Below are 17,195 nucleotides of genomic sequence, written 5' to 3'. Positions count from 1 at the left end.
GGGTCGGAAGAATCGTGGACAACCTGATCGCGCTGCTCATCGCGGCGCCCCTGCTCGGAGCGGCCGTGCTCCTGGTCGGCGGCCGGCGGCTGGACGCCGTGGGCCACTGGATCGGCACGCTCCTGTCGGCCACCTCCTTCGTGCTCGGCCTGGTCCTCTTCGCCGGCCTGCTCGGCAAGGGGGCCGAGAACCGCACCCTGACCCAGCACCTGTGGACGTGGATCTCGGTCGGCGACTTCCAGGCGGACGTCACCTTCCGCCTGGACCAGCTGTCGATGACGTTCGTGCTGCTGATCACGGGCGTCGGCTCGCTGATCCACCTCTACTCGGTCGGGTACATGGAGCACGACGAGCGGCGCCGCCGCTTCTTCGGCTACCTGAACCTGTTCCTCGCGGCGATGCTGCTGCTGGTCCTCGCCGACAACTACCTGCTGCTGTATGTCGGCTGGGAGGGCGTCGGCCTCGCCTCGTACCTGCTCATCGGCTTCTGGCAGCACAAGCCCAGCGCCGCGACGGCCGCGAAGAAGGCCTTCCTGGTCAACCGGGTCGGCGACATGGGCCTGTCGATCGCGATCATGCTGATGTTCACCACCTTCGGCAGCTTCGCCTTCGGCCCGGTCCTCAGCCACACCGGCGACACCTCCGAGGGCAGGCTCACCGCGATCGGCCTGATGCTGCTGCTCGCCGCGTGCGGCAAGTCGGCCCAGGTCCCGCTGCAGTCCTGGCTCGGGGACGCGATGGAGGGCCCGACCCCGGTCTCGGCCCTGATCCACGCCGCGACGATGGTGACGGCGGGCGTCTACCTGATCGTCCGGTCCGGCGCCATCTTCAACGCGGCGCCCGACGCCCAGCTCGCCGTCACCGTGGTCGGCGCCGTCACGCTCCTCTTCGGTGCGATCGTCGGTTGCGCCAAGGACGACATCAAGAAGGCGCTGGCCGGCTCGACCATGTCGCAGATCGGCTACATGGTGCTGGCGGCGGGCCTCGGCCCCATCGGCTACGTCTTCGCGATCATGCACCTGGTCACCCACGGCTTCTTCAAGGCCGGGCTGTTCCTGGGCGCCGGTTCGGTCATGCACGGCATGAACGACGAGGTCGACATGCGCAAGTACGGCGGCCTGCGCAAGTACATGCCGGTCACCTTCGTCACCTTCGGCCTCGGCTACCTGGCGATCATCGGCTTCCCGTTCCTGTCCGGCTTCTACTCCAAGGACGCGATCATCGAGGCGGCCTTCGCCAAGGGCGGCACCCAGGGCTGGATCCTCGGCGGCGTGGCCCTGCTCGGCGCGGCGATCACCGCCTTCTACATGACGCGCGTGATGCTGATGACGTTCTTCGGCGAGGAGCGGTGGCGGCACCAGCCCACCCGGTCCCCCGAGGCGCCCAGCGCGGAGCCCGCGGCCGAGCACCACGGCGAGCACGCCGAGCCGCACCCGCACGAGTCCCCGAAGATCATGACGATCCCCATGGTCGTGCTGGCCTTCGGCTCGGTCTTCGCCGGCTTCTTCTTCCACCTCGGCGACCGCTTCCTCAACTGGCTGGAGCCGGTCACCGGCCACAGCGAGGGCCACTCGCCGGTCAGTGCCGCGACGGTCACCGGTGCGACCCTGGTCTGCCTGGTCGTCGGCGTCGGCATCGCCTGGGCGCAGTACGGCCGCAAGCCCGTCCCGGCGGTCGCCCCGCGCGGCTCGCTGCTCACCCGGGCCGCCCGGCGCGACCTGCTGCAGGACGACTTCAACCACGTCGTCCTGGTGCGCGGCGGCGAACACCTCACGCGCTCCCTGGTGTACGTCGACCACACCCTGGTCGACGGCGTCGTCAACGGCACGGCGGCCGGCTTCGGCGGCCTGTCCGCACGGCTGCGCCGGGTCCAGAACGGCTTCGCCCGCTCCTACGCGGTCTCGATGTTCGGCGGCGCGGCACTCCTGGTCGCCGCGACCCTGCTGATGAGGGCGGTCTGATACCGATGTCCTTTCCCCTGCTGACAGCGACGGCGGCGCTCCCGGCCCTCGGGGCGGTCGCCACGGCCGCCGTGCCGGCCGCGAAGCGCACCGCCGCGAAATGGCTGGCGCTGGTCGTCTCGCTCGCCACACTCGCCCTGGCGATCACCGTCCTGGTCCGCTTCGACCCCGGCGGCGACCGCTACCAGCTCACCGAGTCCCACGCCTGGATCGCGGACTTCGGGGTCAGGTACGAGCTGGGCGTGGACGGCATCGCGGTGGCGCTGCTCGCCCTGACCGCCCTGCTGATCCCGTTCATCATCCTGGCCGGCTGGCACGACGCCGATCCGCTGGAGACCGGCAGCCGCCGCTGGCGGCCCACCCAGGGCTTCTTCGCGCTGATCCTCGCCGTCGAGGCGATGGTGGTCATCTCCTTCGAGGCCACCGACGTCTTCCTCTTCTACATCTTCTTCGAAGCCATGCTCATCCCGATGTACTTCCTCATCGGCGGCTTCGGGGACCGTGCCCACGAGCACGGTGAGGAGGCGGCCTCCACCCAGCGTTCGTACGCGGCCGTGAAGTTCCTGCTCTACAACCTGGTCGGCGGTCTGATCATGCTGGCCGCGGTGATCGGCCTCTACGTGGTCGCCGGGAACTTCAGCCTCCAGGAGATCGTGCAGGCCCGGGCCAACGGCTCGCTGCACATGGCGACCAGCACCGAACGCTGGCTGTTCCTCGGCTTCTTCTTCGCCTTCGCGGTGAAGGCGCCGCTGTGGCCGCTGCACACCTGGCTGCCCAACGCCATGCAGGAGTCCACCGCCCCCGTCGCCGTGCTCATCACCGCGGTCGTCGACAAGGTGGGCACCTTCGCGATGCTCCGCTTCTGCCTCCAGCTCTTCCCGGAGGCCAGCAAGTGGGCGACGCCCGTCATCCTCGTACTGGCGCTCATCAGCATCGTCTACGGCGCGCTGCTCGCCGTCGGCCAGCGGGACATCAAGCGCCTGGTGGCCTACGCGTCGATCTCGCACTTCGGCTTCATCGTGATGGGCATCTTCGCGATGACCAGCCAGGGCCAGTCCGGGGCCACGCTCTACATGGTCAACCACGGCATCTCCACGGCCGCGCTGATGCTGGTCGCCGGGTTCCTGATCTCCCGGCGCGGCTCCCGGCTCATCGCGGACTACGGGGGTGTGCAGAAGGTCGCCCCGGTGCTCGCCGGCACCTTCCTGATCGGCGGTCTCGCCACCCTCTCGCTGCCCGGCCTCGCGCCGTTCGTGAGCGAGTTCCTGGTCCTGGTCGGCACATTCACGCGCTATCCGGTGATCGGCGTCATCGCCACCTTCGGCATCGTCCTCGCCGCGCTCTACACCCTCGTCCTGTACCAGCGGACGATGACGGGCCCGGTGAAGCCCGCGGTGTCGGCCATGCCCGACCTGCGCGCACGTGAACTGCTGGTCGTCGCCCCGCTGATCGTGCTGCTGATCTTCCTCGGCGTCTACCCGAAGCCCGTCACGGACATCGTCAACCCGGCGGTCAAACAGACCATGTCGGACGTACACAAGACCGACCCCAAGCCCGAGGTGGAGGCGGCCAAGTGAGCGCAACAGCCGTCCACAGCCTGTGGACAACCGCGGCCGACCCGATCTCGAAGATCGACACGCCGAAGATCGAATACGCCCAGCTCTCGCCGACCCTGATCGTGGTCGGTGCGGCCCTGGTCGGGGTGCTCGTCGAGGCGTTCGTCCCGCGCAGGTCCCGTTACTACGCGCAGGTGTTCGTGTCCGTCGTGGCGCTGTGCGCCGCGTTCGCCGCGGTCGTCGCGCTCGCGTCGAACGGGTACGGCACCACGAAGGCGCACATCGCGGCGATGGGGGCGATCGCGGTCGACGGACCGGCCCTGTTCCTGCAGGGCACGATCCTGCTGGCCGGCCTGGTCGGCCTGTTCACCTTCGCCGAGCGGCGCCTGGACCCGGAGGCGCACGGCAACCGGGTGGACTCCTTCGCCGCGCAGGCCGCGTCCGTGCCCGGCAGCGACAGCGAGAAGGCCGCGGTCCGGGCCGGGTTCACCACCACCGAGGTCTTCCCGCTGCTGCTCTTCGCGATCGCGGGCATGCTGGTCTTCCCCTCGGCCAACGACCTGCTGACGCTGTTCGTGGCCCTGGAGGTCTTCTCCCTGCCGCTGTACCTGCTGTGCGCGCTGGCCCGCCGCAAGCGGCTGATGTCGCAGGAGGCCGCGGTCAAGTACTTCCTGCTCGGCGCGTTCGCCTCCGCGTTCACCCTGTTCGGCATCGCCCTGCTGTACGGCTACGCGGGCTCGGTGTCCTACGGGCGCATCACCCAGGTCGTCGACGGCACGGTCACCGACGTCGACCCGGCGCTGGCCGGCACCATGGGCAACGACGCGCTGCTGCTGATCGGCAGCGCCATGATCGTGATGGGTCTGCTGTTCAAGGTGGGCGCCGTCCCGTTCCACATGTGGACGCCCGACGTCTACCAGGGCGCACCCACCCCGGTGACCGGGTTCATGGCAGCGGCGACGAAGGTCGCGGCGTTCGGCGCGCTGCTGCGCCTGCTGTACGTCGTCCTGCCGGGCCTGCGCTGGGACTGGCGGCCGGTCATGTGGGCGGTGGCCGTCATCACCATGCTGGGCGGCGCGATCGTCGCGATCACGCAGACCGACATCAAGCGGCTGCTGGCGTACTCGTCCATCGCGCACGCCGGATTCATCCTCGCCGGTGTCATCGCGACCTCGAAGGACGGCGTGTCGTCCGTGCTGTTCTACCTGGCCGGGTACTCGTTCGTGACGATCGGCGCCTTCGCGGTGGTGACCCTGGTGCGCGACGCCGGGGGCGAGGCCACCCACCTGTCCAAGTGGGCCGGGCTCGGCCGCCGCTCCCCGCTGGTGGCCGCCGTGTTCGCGGTGTTCCTGCTGGCCTTCGCGGGCATCCCGCTGACCTCTGGTTTCGCCGGTAAGTTCGCCGTGTTCAAGGCGGCGGCGGACGGCGGCGCGGCCCCGCTGGTCGTGATCGGTGTGATCTCCTCGGCGATCGCCGCGTTCTTCTACATCCGGGTGATCGTGCTGATGTTCTTCAGCGAGCCCAGGCCCGAGGGACCGACCGTGGCCGTTCCGTCGCCGCTGACCATGACGGCGATCGGGGTGGGCGTGGCGGTCACGCTGGTGCTCGGTGTGGCGCCCCAGTACTTCCTGGACCTGGCGAACCAGGCGAGCGTGTTCGTGCGCTGACCCGGCCCGCGGCCGTCGTCCGGGGCCCGGTCCTCCCAAGGAGGGCCGGGCCCCGGTGTGTGCGGCGGCACAGCCGGACGGCGAGGCCGCCTGTGGAAAACTCCGGGGCTGTCGGTGCGGCCGCCTATCGTGGACGCAGTGGTCGAAGGACCGCGCACGGGGGACAGGACACGGACCAGGCGATGGGCGCGACGGGCGGGATCAGGGAGATGCCACACATGACCGAGGGGCCGGGCACGGCCGACAGCGAGGCGCTGGCCACACTGCACCGGGTCTTCGGGTACGAGGCCTTCCGGGGCGAGCAGGAAGCGGTCATCGAGCATGTGGTCGCGGGCGGCGACGCCGTCGTGCTCATGCCGACCGGCGGCGGCAAGTCGCTGTGCTACCAGATCCCGTCCCTGGTCAGACCGGGTACGGGCGTGGTCGTGTCGCCACTGATCGCGCTGATGCAGGACCAGGTGGACGCCCTGCGCGCGCTCGGCGTGCGCGCGGGCTTCATCAACTCCACCCAGGACTTCGACGAGCGGCGCGTGGTCGAGGCCGAGTTCCTCGCGGGCGAGCTGGACCTGCTGTACCTGGCCCCGGAGCGGCTGCGCGTGGCGGCCACGCTCGACCTGCTCTCCCGCGGCAAGATCTCGGTCTTCGCGATCGACGAGGCGCACTGCGTCTCGCAGTGGGGCCACGACTTCCGCCCCGACTACCTGTCCCTGTCCCTGCTCGGCGAGCGCTGGCCGGACGTCCCGCGGATCGCCCTCACCGCCACGGCCACCCACGCCACGCACCAGGAGATCACCCAGCGGCTGGGCATGCCGGAGGCCCGCCACTTCGTGGCCAGCTTCGACCGGCCCAACATCCAGTACCGGATCGTGTCCAAGGCCGACCCCAGGAAGCAGCTCCTCGCCTTCCTGCGGGAGGAGCACCCCGGCGACGCCGGCATCGTCTACTGCCTCTCCCGCAACTCGGTCGAGCGCACCGCCGAGTTCCTGAGCGCCAACGGCATCGAGGCGGTCCCGTACCACGCGGGCCTGGACGCGGGCACGCGCGCGGCCCACCAGTCCCGGTTCCTGCGTGAGGAGGGCCTGGTCGTGGTCGCCACCATCGCCTTCGGCATGGGCATCGACAAGCCGGACGTGCGCTTCGTCGCCCACCTCGACCTGCCCAAGTCCGTCGAGGGCTACTACCAGGAGACGGGGCGCGCGGGCCGTGACGGACTGCCCTCCACCGCCTGGATGGCCTACGGCCTCAACGACGTCATCCAGCAGCGCAAGCTGATCCAGTCCGGCGAGGGCGACGAGGCGTTCCGCCGCCGGGCCGCCGCCCACCTCGACGCGATGCTCGCCCTGTGCGAGACCGCCCAGTGCCGGCGCGGCCAGCTCCTGGCCTACTTCGGGCAGGAGCCCGCCGAAGCGGGATGCGGGAACTGCGACACCTGCCTCACCCCGCCGGAGACCTGGGACGGCACGGTGGCCGCGCAGAAGGTGCTCTCCACGGTGGTGCGGCTGCAGCGGGAGCGCGGGCAGAAGTTCGGCGCCGTGCAGATCGTGGACATCCTGCTCGGCAAGAGAACCGGCAAGGTCATCCAGTTCGACCACGACCAGCTCTCCGTCTTCGGCATCGGCGAGGACCTCGGCGACGGCGAATGGCGGGGCGTCATCCGGCAGCTCCTCGCCCAGGGACTGCTCGCGGTGGAAGGGGAGTACGGCACGCTCGTGCTCACCGAGGCGAGCGGGTCCGTGCTGCGCCGCGAGCGGGACGTGCCGCTGCGCAAGGAGCCGAAGAGGCCGGCCGCCTCGCGCGCGGGTTCCTCCCGGGGCGAGCGCAAGGCCAAGGCCGCCGCGGCCGAGCTGCCGGACGAACTCGTCCCCGCCTTCGAGGCCCTGCGGGCCTGGCGCGCCGAGCAGGCCCGGGAGCAGGGCGTCCCGGCGTACGTCATCTTCCACGACGCCACCCTGCGGGAGATCGTCACCAGCCGGCCCGGCTCGGTGCGGGAGCTGGGCACGGTGGGCGGCGTCGGCGAGAAGAAGCTGGCGACCTACGGCGAGGGCGTGCTGGAGGTGCTGAACTCCCTGGCCGGGTCCGGCCAGGGCGGCGCTCCGGCGGGCGGTGCCCCGGCGACGGGCGGCGCCCGGTCCGCCGCCGCTGAGCCTCCGGAGGAGGACGACTGGGCCGAGCACGCGCAGGAGCCGGAACCCGACGACTGGATGTGAGAGAGCGGCCGCCGGGACCGTCGGGACAGCGCCGTCAGGACAGCGCCGTCAGCCCCGGGGCGAAGGTGATCAGCAGGGGCAGCAGCGGCACCAGCGCGGCCACCGTGGTGGTCAGCGCCCGGTGCCGGCGCAGCAGCCGCGGCGGCGGCTCCAGCAGGCGGTCCACGCGCTCGCCGAGCAGCCGGTGGCTGGAGGCGCAGGACAGGACGCCGCGGTGCTGGTTCAGCTCGATCAGGGCGAGGGCGGTGGTGAGGTGGCCGCAGCGGCGGGAGGCGGTGTCGTCGGCGGCCAGCTCGACCAGGCGGTGCGTCTGGTCGCAGAAGTGGGCGAAGAGCGGGACGCCCGGGAAGCCCGTGGCCAGCGCGGTGGACAGGTGGAGCAGCCAGTCGTGGTGGGCGCGGGCGTGGCCGCGCTCATGGGTCAGGACCGCGTCGAGCTGCCGGCCGGTGAGACGGCGCAGCGCCCCGGTGGTGACGACGAGCTGCGGCGGGTGCCCGGGCATCCACCAGGCGTCCGGGTACTCGTCCTCCAGCACCAGCATCGGCCCGCGTGCCGCCGGCAGCCCCGCGGGCAGATCGGGCGCGCGTTCCCGCAGGTGCGCCCGGGCCTGGCCGCGGCGCCTGCGGACCTCGGCGAGTTCCCGGGCGAGCATCGCCGTCGTCCAGGCGGCCCCGCAGGCCAGCAGCAGGGTGAGGGCCGCGGCCCACACCGGTGCCGCGGACAGGTCGTACGCGGCCGTGACGGCGGGCGGCGCCGGGGCGAACACATGGTCGCGGACGGTGTGGAAGACGGCCGCCGCGCCCAGGACCAGCGCGGTCAGGCAGCACAGCAGGACGGTGGCGACCAGGCACTGCCACACCCACAGGGCGACCACGGGTTCCCGTTCGGTCCAGTCGGCCCGGGTCAGCGCGCGCGGTGCCGGTACGGCGGCCGTCAGGGCGACGACGCTCAGCAGGAGCAGGCAGACCGTCATGCCGGGGCTCCGGTTCGTGGTCGGAGAGATGCGGGTGTCGGGTGGTGCCGGGGACGTGCCGGAGGCGCGTCGGGTGATGCCGTGTCCCCGCCAGTATGACGGGGACACGGGGCCCGAGTCAGGTGTCCGGCGGGGATCGCGCCCGTCAGGGGGACCTCGCCCCGCCTTTCCGGACAGCCGGTCCCGCCGTCACCCGCCGGGCGGCGCCTCAGCCCGACACGATCCGCCCGCCGACCTCCCCCAGTCCGACCCGGCCGCCGTCCGGTCCCGGCGCCCAGGCAGACAGGGTCACCACGTCCCCGTCCTCCAGGAAGGCGCGCTTGCCGTCCGGGAGTTCGAGGGGGTCGCGGCCGTTCCAGGTCAGCTCGAGCAGCGAGCCGCGCTGGCTCTCCGCCTGGCCGCTCACCGTGCCCGAGCCGTACAGGTCGCCGGTGCGCAGCGAGGCGCCGTTCACCGTCATGTGGGCGAGCTGCTGGGCGGCGGTCCAGTACATGGTGGAGAACGGCGGCTCGGACACCGTGTGACCGTTGATCGCGACGGAGATCCGCAGGTCGTAGCCGCCGGGCTCGACGCCGGGAGCGGTGTCGTCCAGGTAGGGCAGCAGGGGGTGGGTGCGCTCGGGAGGCGTCACGCGGGCGTGCTCCAGCGCCTCCAGCGGAGTGATCCACGCCGACACCGAGGTGGCGAAGGACTTGCCGAGGAAGGGGCCGAGCGGGACGTACTCCCAGGCCTGGATGTCCCGCGCCGACCAGTCGTTGAGCAGGCACAGACCGAAGACGTGCTCCTGGAAGTCGCCGAGCGCGACGGGCGTGCCCAGCTCGGAGGGCACGCCGACCACGAAGCCGACCTCGGCCTCGATGTCCAGCCGTACCGAGGGCCCGAAGACCGGTGCCGGGTCGCCGGGGCCCTTGCGCTGTCCGGACGGCCGGACGACGTCCGTGCCGGAGACGACCACCGTGCCGGAGCGGCCGTGGTAACCGATCGGCAGGTGCTTCCAGTTGGGGGTCAGGGAGTCCTCCGCGTCCGGGCGGAAGATCTGGCCGACGTTCCGGGCGTGGTTCTCCGAGGCGTAGAAGTCGACGTAGTCCGCGACCTCGAAGGGCAGGTGGAGCGTCACCGACGACAGGGGGTGGAACAGCGGCTCGATCGTCGACCGGTGCGAGGGAACCGTCACCCACGCCGTCAGCGCGCGCCGCACGTCCGACCACGCTGTGCGGCCGGCCGCCAGCAGCGGGTTGAGGGTGGCCTGCGCGAGCAGGGACACGTACGGCGAACCGAGGGCGGCGGCCGCGGCGCCCGCGTCGAGGACGTGGTCACCGAGCCGGACGCCGACCCTGCGCTCCGTGCTGCCGGAGGGTGAGAACACACCGTAGGGAAGGTTGTGCGGGCCGAAGGGGTCGCCCTCGGGGACGTCGAAGGGGGGCATGGGGTGCTGCCTCACTCTCATCCGGGCCATGCATGGCGATGCGTTCCATGTGATCGCGCCACACGTTACGGCCGGGACAGGTGTCTTGGGCAGTGCCACAGGGGGTGTCCGCCCGGCACGGCCGGTATCGGTCCGGCCCGGTGAAGCACCTGGCTGCGGCCCACGGCCGACCCGGGAAACGCCTCCCGCGGGCCCCAAGTCCCGCGGGAACCTGGTGAGTCGGCGGGCCGTGCGGTCCGTATTCTCTGATCATGGCCGCACCTCCCGCATACGCCCTGATCGCCACCGACCTGGACGGCACGCTGCTGCGCGGTGACGACACCGTCTCCGAACGGTCGCTCGCCGCGCTGGAGCGGGTGGCGCGGGCCGGTGCCCGGCACCTGGTGGTGACGGGCCGGCCGGCCCCCCGGGTGCGGCCGCTCCTGGCCGCGCTCGGCTGCACGGGGCTCGCGGTGTGCGGGCAGGGGGCGCAGGTCTACGACGCCGGCACCGAACGCCTGCTGTGGTCGGTGCGGCTGGACCGGGAACTGGCCGAGACCGCGCTCGGCAAGATCGAGGCCGAGGTGGGGCAGGTCTTCGCGGCCGTCGACCAGGACGGCGTGGACGGCCTCACGCTGATCGAACCGGGTTACCTGATGCCCCACCCGACCCTGCCCGCGGTGCGGGTCGACCGGCGCGACGACCTGTGGCGCGAGCCCATCAGCAAGGTGCTGCTGCGCCATCACACGCTGTCGGACGACGAGTTGGCGGCGACCGCGCGGGCGGCGGTGGGGTCGCTGGCCACGGTCACCATGTCCGGGCCGGGCACGGTGGAGCTCCAGCCGTGCGGCGTCACCAAGGCGACCGGGCTCGCGCTGGCCGCCGGCCGTCTCGGGATCCCCGCCGAACGGGCCCTGGCCTTCGGCGACATGCCCAACGACATCCCCATGTTCGCCTGGGCGGGCCGCGGGGTCGCCATGGCGAACGCCCACCCCGAACTCAAGGCGGTCGCGGACGAGGTCACGGCGTCGAACGAGGACGACGGCGTCGCCGTCGTCCTCGAAGGACTGTTCCCGGCCGGCTGACCGGGACGCGGGCAGCGGCCCGCGGCGGGCGCCGGTCAGGTGGCGCCGCGCCGCGGTGCCGGTCAGTAGGCGCCGTTGACGTTGTCGATCGACCCGTAGCGGGCGGCCGCGTAGTTGCAGGCGGCGGTGATGTTCGCGACCGGGTCGTAGGGGTCGAACGCCGTTCCGGCCACGTGGTAGGTGTTGAAGGTCGGGTCGATCACCTGGAGCAGGCCCTTGGACGGGATGCCCTTGGCCGCGTTGGAGTCCCACAGGTTGATGGCGCGCGGGTTGCCCGAGGACTCGCGCATGATGTTGCGGTGGATGCCGTTGTAGGTGCCCGGGATGTGCTTCTCCGCCATGATCGCGAGGGACTCGCGGATCCAGCCGTCGAGGTTGTTCGGGTACCCGGCGAGGGTGGTGCCGGCCGAGCCGGCGGAGTCGGCCGCGAAGGCGCTGGTGGCGCCGACGACCGGAAGGGCGAGCACGGCGGCGCCGGTGCCGAGGACCGCGAGCTTGCGGGCGAGGCGGTTCGTGCGGACGCGGCGGGGCTGAGCGGCTGCAGGCATGGCCAAGTTCCTCTCCGTCGCCTGCGAGGTGAGCTGTCGGGTTCGGGCGGGGAGGTGCCCGGCCGTGCCGCCCGAGGCGGCACGGCTTCACCCCTTGCCGTTCCGGTGACGACACGTGTCGTCCGGTCCGGCGAACTTACCTGGGTCCCCCGCTCCTGCCGTACGAATGAGTTCGTCGATGGGTGGTGCCGGGCGGCGGCAGGATTCGGCGTTCCGCTCGACTGGCCGGGAACGTATGCGAGAGCACATGTCCGGAACAAGTGTCGGATTCACGTAAAGACCAAGTTGACCTTGTTCTGTTCCGTTTTGGGTACTTGATCCTTTGCGACTGCCAATGCTCAACTCGCTGATGTGGCGCGGAAAAACGGGTGGTGGCCGGGCGTGGCGGGCCGGCCGGGGCGCGTGACCCAATTCACGAAATAGCAAAGTATTCCAAATCAGACATGGGGGATTTGGGCTCGAGGGCAGGCGAGTGGGGAACGCTCCGCGGGATGCCTTGTGGCCGATTTCCTGCGCGTCACGAAAGGCGTATTAATGCGCCTAATGTCCGTATTATCGGGTGGTCGGCACTGCGCCGATCATGGTCCGATGCCGTCCGTGCCGGACCGGTGGCCGCCCTCGGTGATCGAAACAGGACCGGATACGCTGACTTGAGTGAGGGCAGCGACCTATCGACAAACCGCGTAATCGCCAGCAGACACCAGCAGACAGGAGACCCCTCGTGACCGTCGTCGGGCCGTTCGGGCTGAGCGTGCGGGACCAGGCTCTGGAAGCCGATGTCCAGGCCGGATTGACGGCTGTCGAGGAAGGCTTGCTCGAGGCCACCAAGAGCGAGGTCCCGTTCATCACGGAGGCCGCGCAGCACCTCGTCCGGGCCGGCGGGAAGCGGTTCCGGCCGCTCCTCGTGATGCTCGCGGCGCAGTTCGGGGACCCGTACGCCCCCGGTGTGGTGCCGTCGGCCGTGGTCGTGGAGCTGACCCACCTGGCCACGCTGTACCACGACGACGTCATGGACGAGGCGTCCGTGCGGCGCGGGGTGGACAGCGCCAACACGCGCTGGGGCAACTCCGTCGCCGTCCTGACCGGTGACTTCCTCTTCGCCCGCGCCTCCCAGATCCTCGCCGACCTCGGACCCGAGGCGGTCCGGGTCCAGGCCCTCGCGTTCGAGCGGCTGGTCACCGGGCAGATCCTGGAGACCGCGGGCCCCTCGGACGGCCGCGACCCGGTCGACCACTACCTGGACGTGCTGGGCGGCAAGACCGGCTCCCTGGTGGCGGTCTCCTGCCGGTTCGGCGCGATGATGTCCGGCGCCGACGAGACGGTCGTCGACGTGCTCACCCAGTACGGCGAGCGGCTCGGGGTCGCCTTCCAGCTCGCCGACGACGTCCTGGACATCGCCTCCGACTCGCACGAGTCCGGCAAGACCCCGGGGACCGACCTGCGCGAGGGCATCCCGACGCTGCCCGTGCTCCGGTTGCGCGAGCGCGCCGCCCGGCTGGGCCTGCCCGAGGACGTCGCGCTGTGCGAGCTGCTCGACTCCGACCTCGGGGACGACGCCCGGCTCGAGGAGGCGCTGACCGCGCTGCGCGCGCACCCCGCGCTGGAGCAGGCGCGCCGCGACACCGTGCGCTACGCCGAGGAGGCGCGCGCCGCGCTGGCCCCGCTGCCGGAGTGCGACTCCAAGGCGGCGCTGCTCGAACTGTGCGACGCGGTGGTGCACCGGGCCGGCTGAGGCCCCTGACGCCGGCCGAGGGCGGTATCTCCCGCGTGACCCCTACGGGTCGGGGGAGGCGCCGCCCTCCGGTGTCATACCCCAGGCGTACACGGAGTTGGTGCCATGGTCTGACGCTTCCTCACGGCCGATTTGGTCATATGGAAACCACGGAAATCACCACTCCTCACCGATTCGGGTGAGAATGGCGGCTCAGGTGGACCAGTGTGGGGCAGCCGCCGCCGACGACGGAGGTAAGGCACAGATGGCACCGTACGAATCCGACGACGCAACGGGCGCCGAGCGCGACGAGGACCTGCCCACCGGACGCCGCAAGGCCGCCCGGTACGTGGTCCCGGTCGCGGTGGTGGGGGTCGCGGCGGCCACGATCGGGCTGGTCCCGGCGCTCGCCGACTCCGGTGACCCCGACCTGCCGAAGATCACCGCACAGCAGCTCATCGACAAGATCGCCAAGTCGGACGTGCAGCAGCTCTCCGGCACGGTGAAGGTCAGCACCGACCTCGGCCTGCCTGACCTCGGCGGTCTGGAGAGCGGCCTGATGTCCGGGGCGGCGGGCGGCGGCGACGGCTCCTCCGCGGACCCGCAGTCCAAGCTGACCGAGCTGGTCTCCGGCACCCACACGCTGCGCGTGGCCGCCGACGGGCCGGACCGGCAGAAGCTGTCGCTGCTGGAGAGCGGCTCCGAGTACAGCGTCGTCCACGACGGCAAGGACGTCTGGGGCTACGACAGCAAGAGCAACGAGGTCTACCACTCGGCCGCCGCCGAGTCCGGTGGGCGGCACCGGGCCGAGCAGCCGCCGGCCACGCCGAAGAACTTCGCCGACGAGGCCCTGAAGGCGGTCGACGACACCACGTCCGTGACCGTCGACGGCACCGCGCAGGTCGCCGGACGCGACGCCTACAAGCTGCTGATCAAGCCCAGGCAGTCCGGCACCACGGTCGGCGCCGTCAGCATCGCCGTGGACGCGAAGACCGGCATGCCGCTGAAGTTCACGCTCACCCCGAGGAGCGGCGGCGCCGCCGTGCTCGACGCGGGCTTCACCCAGGTCTCCTTCGGCAAGCCGGCCGCCTCCACCTTCGACTTCACCCCGCCCAAGGGCGCGAAGGTCACCGAGGGGAAGGAAAGCGGCAAGGGCCGGGCGCCGGAGCACGCCCCCCAGGGCGGCGAGCACCTCGCCAAGGGCCTGAACGGCGCCACCGTGCTCGGCAAGGGCTGGACGTCGGTCGCCACCTTCGACACCGGCGGCAAGGGCGGCGCGCCGTCCGGCGACCAGGGCGGTGCGCTCGGCGGCTTCCTCGGCTCGCTCGGCGACCAGGTCTCCGGCGAGTTCGGCAAGGGCACGGTGTTCTCCACCCGCCTGGTCAACGCCCTGATCACCGACGACGGCAAGGTGTACGCCGGTGCGGTGACCAAGGACGCCCTGGTGAAGGCGGCGAACACGGGGAAGTGATCCTTCCCGGGGCACGTGCGGGCAGCGGACAGGGAGACCGAGGGGGAGCCGATGGACGAACCGTCCGCCGCGGGGCGTGACCGGGAGGACGCGCCGGAGCACGTCATCGCCACGCGCGGCCTCACCAAGCGCTACCGCGGCGGACAGCTCGCCGTCGACGGTCTCGACCTGACCGTCCCGGCGGGCAGCGTCTTCGGCTTCCTCGGCCCGAACGGCTCCGGCAAGACCACCACCATCCGCATGCTGATGGGCCTGATCGAGCCGACCTCGGGTACGGCCCGCGTCCTGGGCCGGCCCATGCCCCGGTCCGCCCGCGCCGTCCTGCCCCGGGTCGGCGCCCTGATCGAGGGCCCGGCCCTGTACGGCTTCCTCTCCGGCCGGGACAACCTGCTTCGCTACGACGCCGCCGACCCGACCGCCGATCCGCGCACCCGGCGCGCCCGCGTCGCGGCCGCCCTGGACCGGGTGGGCCTGACGGCCGCGGCGGGCAAGAAGGCGAGGGCGTACTCGCTCGGCATGAAGCAGCGCCTGGGCCTGGCCTCCGCCCTGCTCCAGCCGCGCGGACTGCTCGTGCTGGACGAGCCCACCAACGGGCTCGACCCGCAGGGCATGCGGGAGATCCGCGCCCTGGTGAAGGAACTGGCGTCCGACGGCACGACCGTGTTCCTGTCCTCCCACCTCCTCGACGAGATCGAGCAGGTGTGCACGCACGCGGCGGTGATGGCGCGGGGCCGGCTGATCACCCAGGGCGCCGTCGCCGACCTGGCCGCCGGGGCGCGCGGCCGGCTGGCGGTGAGCACCCCGGACCCGGCCGAGGCGGCCCGGGTGCTGAAGGAGCAGGGCGTCGCGGACGTCGTCGCCGACGGTGACCGGGTGACCGGGGAGCCGCCCGAGCGGGACCTCGCGGAGCTGAACGCGGCCCTGGTCGCCGCGGGCGTCCGGGTGCGGGGCTTCACCCTCGAACGGGCCTCCCTGGAGGACGCGTTCGTGGCACTGACCGGGGAGGGCTTCGATGTCGCGGGCTGAGGCGGTCGGGGCGCCGGCCGGGCGCCGGCCGGGCCCGCTGTGGACGTTCGGACTGCTGCGCAGCGAACTGGTCACCACCCTGCGCCGCTGGCGCACGCTCGCGCTGCTCGCGGTGCTGGCGGCGGTGCCGGTGCTGGTCGGGATCGCGGTGCGGATCGAGACGCGGGGCGGCCCGGGGGCGGACGGCGGCAGCGGCGGGCCGGCGTTCATGGCCCAGATCACCAACAACGGCCTGTTCCTGGTGTTCACGGCGCTGGCCGCGACCCTGCCCTTCTTCCTACCGATGGCGGTCGGCGTGGTCGCGGGCGACTCGATCGCCGGTGAGGCCGGCGCCGGCACCCTGCGCTATCTGCTGGTCGCCCCGGCCGGCCGCACCCGCCTGCTGCTCGTCAAGTACGCGACCGTCATGGCCTTCTGCCTGCTCGCCACCCTGGTCGTGGCCGTGTCCGCGCTGGCCGTCGGCGGGCTGCTGTTCCCGCTCGGCGACCTCACGACCATCTCCGGCACGAGCATCACCTTCACCGAGGGCCTCGGCCGGGCGCTGCTGATCGCGCTGGTCGTCGCCGCCTCACTGGTCGGCGTCGCGGCGCTCGGACTGTTCGTGTCCACCCTGACCAACAGCGGCATCGCGGCGATGGCGACCACCGTGGGCCTGCTCATCACCGTGCAGATCCTCGACCAGATACCCCAGTTGCACGCGCTGCGGCCGTACTTCTTCTCCCACTACTGGCTGTCCTTCGCCGACCTGATGCGCGACCCCGTGTACTGGGACGACCTGGTGCGGAACCTCGGGCTCCAGGCGCTGTACGCGGCCGTGTTCGGCTCGGCGGCCTGGGCGCGGTTCACGACGAAGGACATCAGCGTCTAGGCCGGCTCAGGCCTCCTGGTACGGGAAGCGGGCGAGCGGCGCCTCCCGCGCGAAGAACGACTTCGCGCGCGTGAGCGCGTCGGCGTCCCCCGCCATGTCCCCGGGCGCGCTGCCGCTGCCGAGCAGCACACCGCCGAAGCGCATCCCCAGGTAGGCGGCCGAGTTGCGGAGCGTGCCGACGAGCGGGTCGGCGACCGACGGCTCCCGGTCCGCCCGGGCCGAGACGCCCCACAGGGTGCGTCCGGCCATCGTCGCCTTGAAGTCGATGCCCGGAGTGCGCAGCCAGCCCGACCAGTGGTCCAGGTACCGCTTGGTCTGGCCGGAGACCGAGTACCAGTACAGCGGTGAGGCGATCACCAGGTCCGTGGCCGCGAGCGTGGCGTCCAGCAGCAGACCGGCCGGGCTGTCGGCGGGCGGCCGTACGTGGTCGGTGTCGTGCCGCAGGTCCGTGAAGTCGGGCAGCGGGTGGTCGATGAGGCGGATCCAGTGCTGCTCGACGTCGGCGGGGAGCTGTTCGGCGGCCGCGCGGGCCAGCAGCTCGGTGTTGCCGTCGGGCCGGGCACTGCCCAGGACGAAGAGGAAGCGGCGACTCATGGGTCCCCCGTAGTGGTTGATGTCGGACCGCGAATAAAGGCGTGTGCATTTTATGCACACGCAAGCACTCTCTTTCAAGAGCCTTGCCGCGACACCGGTCTCCGGCCTCCGGGCTGCGGCTGG

The 17,195-nt window shown here is 71.7% G+C and carries 13 protein-coding genes and 1 riboswitch; of the genes, 9 read left to right on the top strand and 4 right to left on the bottom strand.

Translation table 11 applies throughout. The features are described from left to right. Positions 1 to 14: 14 nt before the first annotated feature. From nuoL to recQ, 4 genes are all read left to right on the top strand, one after another. On the top strand, positions 15 to 1,961 hold the full coding sequence (nuoL, locus tag ACZ7JA_RS03755; protein ID WP_389305318.1) for an NADH-quinone oxidoreductase subunit L: 1,947 nt from the start codon (positions 15 to 17) through the stop codon (positions 1,959 to 1,961). 5 nt (positions 1,962 to 1,966) lie between these two features. Next, positions 1,967 to 3,538: an NADH-quinone oxidoreductase subunit M gene (locus ACZ7JA_RS03750; protein WP_351667712.1), complete on the top strand. Its 1,572-nt coding sequence runs from the start codon at positions 1,967 to 1,969 to the stop codon at positions 3,536 to 3,538. Beyond that, positions 3,535 to 5,184: an NADH-quinone oxidoreductase subunit NuoN gene (gene nuoN, locus ACZ7JA_RS03745; protein ID WP_470807031.1), complete on the top strand. Its 1,650-nt coding sequence runs from the start codon at positions 3,535 to 3,537 to the stop codon at positions 5,182 to 5,184. Before ACZ7JA_RS03750 ends, nuoN begins: the two co-directional genes overlap by 4 nt. A 182-nt stretch (positions 5,185 to 5,366) precedes the next feature. Beyond that, on the top strand, positions 5,367 to 7,391 hold the full coding sequence (gene recQ, locus ACZ7JA_RS03740; protein WP_470807029.1) for a DNA helicase RecQ: 2,025 nt from the start codon (positions 5,367 to 5,369) through the stop codon (positions 7,389 to 7,391). A 34-nt stretch (positions 7,392 to 7,425) separates the two neighbouring features. Here recQ and ACZ7JA_RS03735 read toward each other — a convergent pair whose 3' ends face one another. Together ACZ7JA_RS03735 and fahA are read right to left on the bottom strand one after the other, a co-directional pair. Continuing rightward, complete coding sequence (locus ACZ7JA_RS03735; protein WP_468889925.1) at positions 7,426 to 8,364, bottom strand: M56 family metallopeptidase; 939 nt, start codon at positions 8,362 to 8,364, stop codon at positions 7,426 to 7,428. A gap of 208 nt (positions 8,365 to 8,572) precedes the next feature. Further along, positions 8,573 to 9,790 (bottom strand): fumarylacetoacetase, encoded by a 1,218-nt coding sequence (gene fahA, locus ACZ7JA_RS03730; protein ID WP_351667720.1) that lies wholly within the window; start codon positions 9,788 to 9,790, stop codon positions 8,573 to 8,575. A gap of 251 nt (positions 9,791 to 10,041) precedes the next feature. Here fahA and ACZ7JA_RS03725 point away from each other — a divergent pair, with 251 nt between their 5' ends. Then, entirely contained in the window at positions 10,042 to 10,854 is an 813-nt protein-coding gene (locus ACZ7JA_RS03725; RefSeq protein ID WP_470807028.1) for an HAD family hydrolase, read from the top strand. A gap of 62 nt (positions 10,855 to 10,916) precedes the next feature. Here ACZ7JA_RS03725 and ACZ7JA_RS03720 read toward each other — a convergent pair whose 3' ends face one another. Continuing rightward, positions 10,917 to 11,402, bottom strand: a complete 486-nt coding sequence (locus tag ACZ7JA_RS03720; RefSeq protein ID WP_351667724.1) for a transglycosylase SLT domain-containing protein — start codon at positions 11,400 to 11,402, stop codon at positions 10,917 to 10,919. A gap of 3 nt (positions 11,403 to 11,405) precedes the next feature. Continuing rightward, a riboswitch (cyclic di-AMP (ydaO/yuaA leader) is annotated at positions 11,406 to 11,590 on the bottom strand. Positions 11,591 to 12,123: 533 nt separating this feature from the next. On the opposite strand from ACZ7JA_RS03720, the gene ACZ7JA_RS03715 reads away from it, so the two are divergent. The 4 genes from ACZ7JA_RS03715 (at position 12,124) to ACZ7JA_RS03700 (ending at position 16,478) form a co-directional block, all read left to right on the top strand. Continuing rightward, the gene (locus ACZ7JA_RS03715) at positions 12,124 to 13,134 is read left to right on the top strand and encodes a polyprenyl synthetase family protein (protein ID WP_393441512.1); all 1,011 of its coding nucleotides are present in this window, start codon (positions 12,124 to 12,126) and stop codon (positions 13,132 to 13,134) included. A 244-nt stretch (positions 13,135 to 13,378) separates the two neighbouring features. Next, positions 13,379 to 14,584 carry a LolA family protein gene (locus ACZ7JA_RS03710; protein WP_389305325.1) on the top strand — a complete coding sequence of 402 codons (1,206 nt, stop codon included), beginning with the start codon at positions 13,379 to 13,381 and terminating at the stop codon, positions 14,582 to 14,584. Positions 14,585 to 14,635: 51 nt separating this feature from the next. Continuing rightward, positions 14,636 to 15,610 (top strand): ABC transporter ATP-binding protein, encoded by a 975-nt coding sequence (locus ACZ7JA_RS03705; protein ID WP_351667729.1) that lies wholly within the window; start codon positions 14,636 to 14,638, stop codon positions 15,608 to 15,610. After that, a complete protein-coding gene (locus ACZ7JA_RS03700; protein ID WP_470807026.1) occupies positions 15,597 to 16,478 on the top strand; it encodes an ABC transporter permease in 882 nt (293 codons plus the stop codon). Before ACZ7JA_RS03705 ends, ACZ7JA_RS03700 begins: the two co-directional genes overlap by 14 nt. Before the next feature lie 6 nt (positions 16,479 to 16,484). Here the strand turns inward: ACZ7JA_RS03700 and ACZ7JA_RS03695 are convergent, their stop codons facing one another. Next, positions 16,485 to 17,072 carry a flavodoxin family protein gene (locus tag ACZ7JA_RS03695; protein WP_470807024.1) on the bottom strand — a complete coding sequence of 196 codons (588 nt, stop codon included), beginning with the start codon at positions 17,070 to 17,072 and terminating at the stop codon, positions 16,485 to 16,487. Positions 17,073 to 17,195 lie beyond the last annotated feature (123 nt).

This window comes from Streptomyces sp. NPDC038135 (assembly GCF_055601245.1).
Note: the sequence above shows the minus strand (reverse complement) of the source record. Positions and strands in the feature narration are given on the sequence as shown.

Coding starts and splice junctions, on each gene's coding strand:
- ACZ7JA_RS03750 (WP_351667712.1), top strand. CDS start 1,967: ATGTCCTTTCCCCTGCTGACAGCGACGGCGGCGCTCCCGGCCCTCGGG.
- recQ (WP_470807029.1), top strand. CDS start 5,367: ATGGGCGCGACGGGCGGGATCAGGGAGATGCCACACATGACCGAGGGG.
- ACZ7JA_RS03735 (WP_468889925.1), bottom strand. CDS start 8,364: ATGACGGTCTGCCTGCTCCTGCTGAGCGTCGTCGCCCTGACGGCCGCC.
- fahA (WP_351667720.1), bottom strand. CDS start 9,790: ATGCCCCCCTTCGACGTCCCCGAGGGCGACCCCTTCGGCCCGCACAAC.
- ACZ7JA_RS03725 (WP_470807028.1), top strand. CDS start 10,042: ATGGCCGCACCTCCCGCATACGCCCTGATCGCCACCGACCTGGACGGC.
- ACZ7JA_RS03720 (WP_351667724.1), bottom strand. CDS start 11,402: ATGCCTGCAGCCGCTCAGCCCCGCCGCGTCCGCACGAACCGCCTCGCC.
- ACZ7JA_RS03710 (WP_389305325.1), top strand. CDS start 13,379: ATGGCACCGTACGAATCCGACGACGCAACGGGCGCCGAGCGCGACGAG.
- ACZ7JA_RS03705 (WP_351667729.1), top strand. CDS start 14,636: ATGGACGAACCGTCCGCCGCGGGGCGTGACCGGGAGGACGCGCCGGAG.
- ACZ7JA_RS03700 (WP_470807026.1), top strand. CDS start 15,597: ATGTCGCGGGCTGAGGCGGTCGGGGCGCCGGCCGGGCGCCGGCCGGGC.
- ACZ7JA_RS03695 (WP_470807024.1), bottom strand. CDS start 17,072: ATGAGTCGCCGCTTCCTCTTCGTCCTGGGCAGTGCCCGGCCCGACGGC.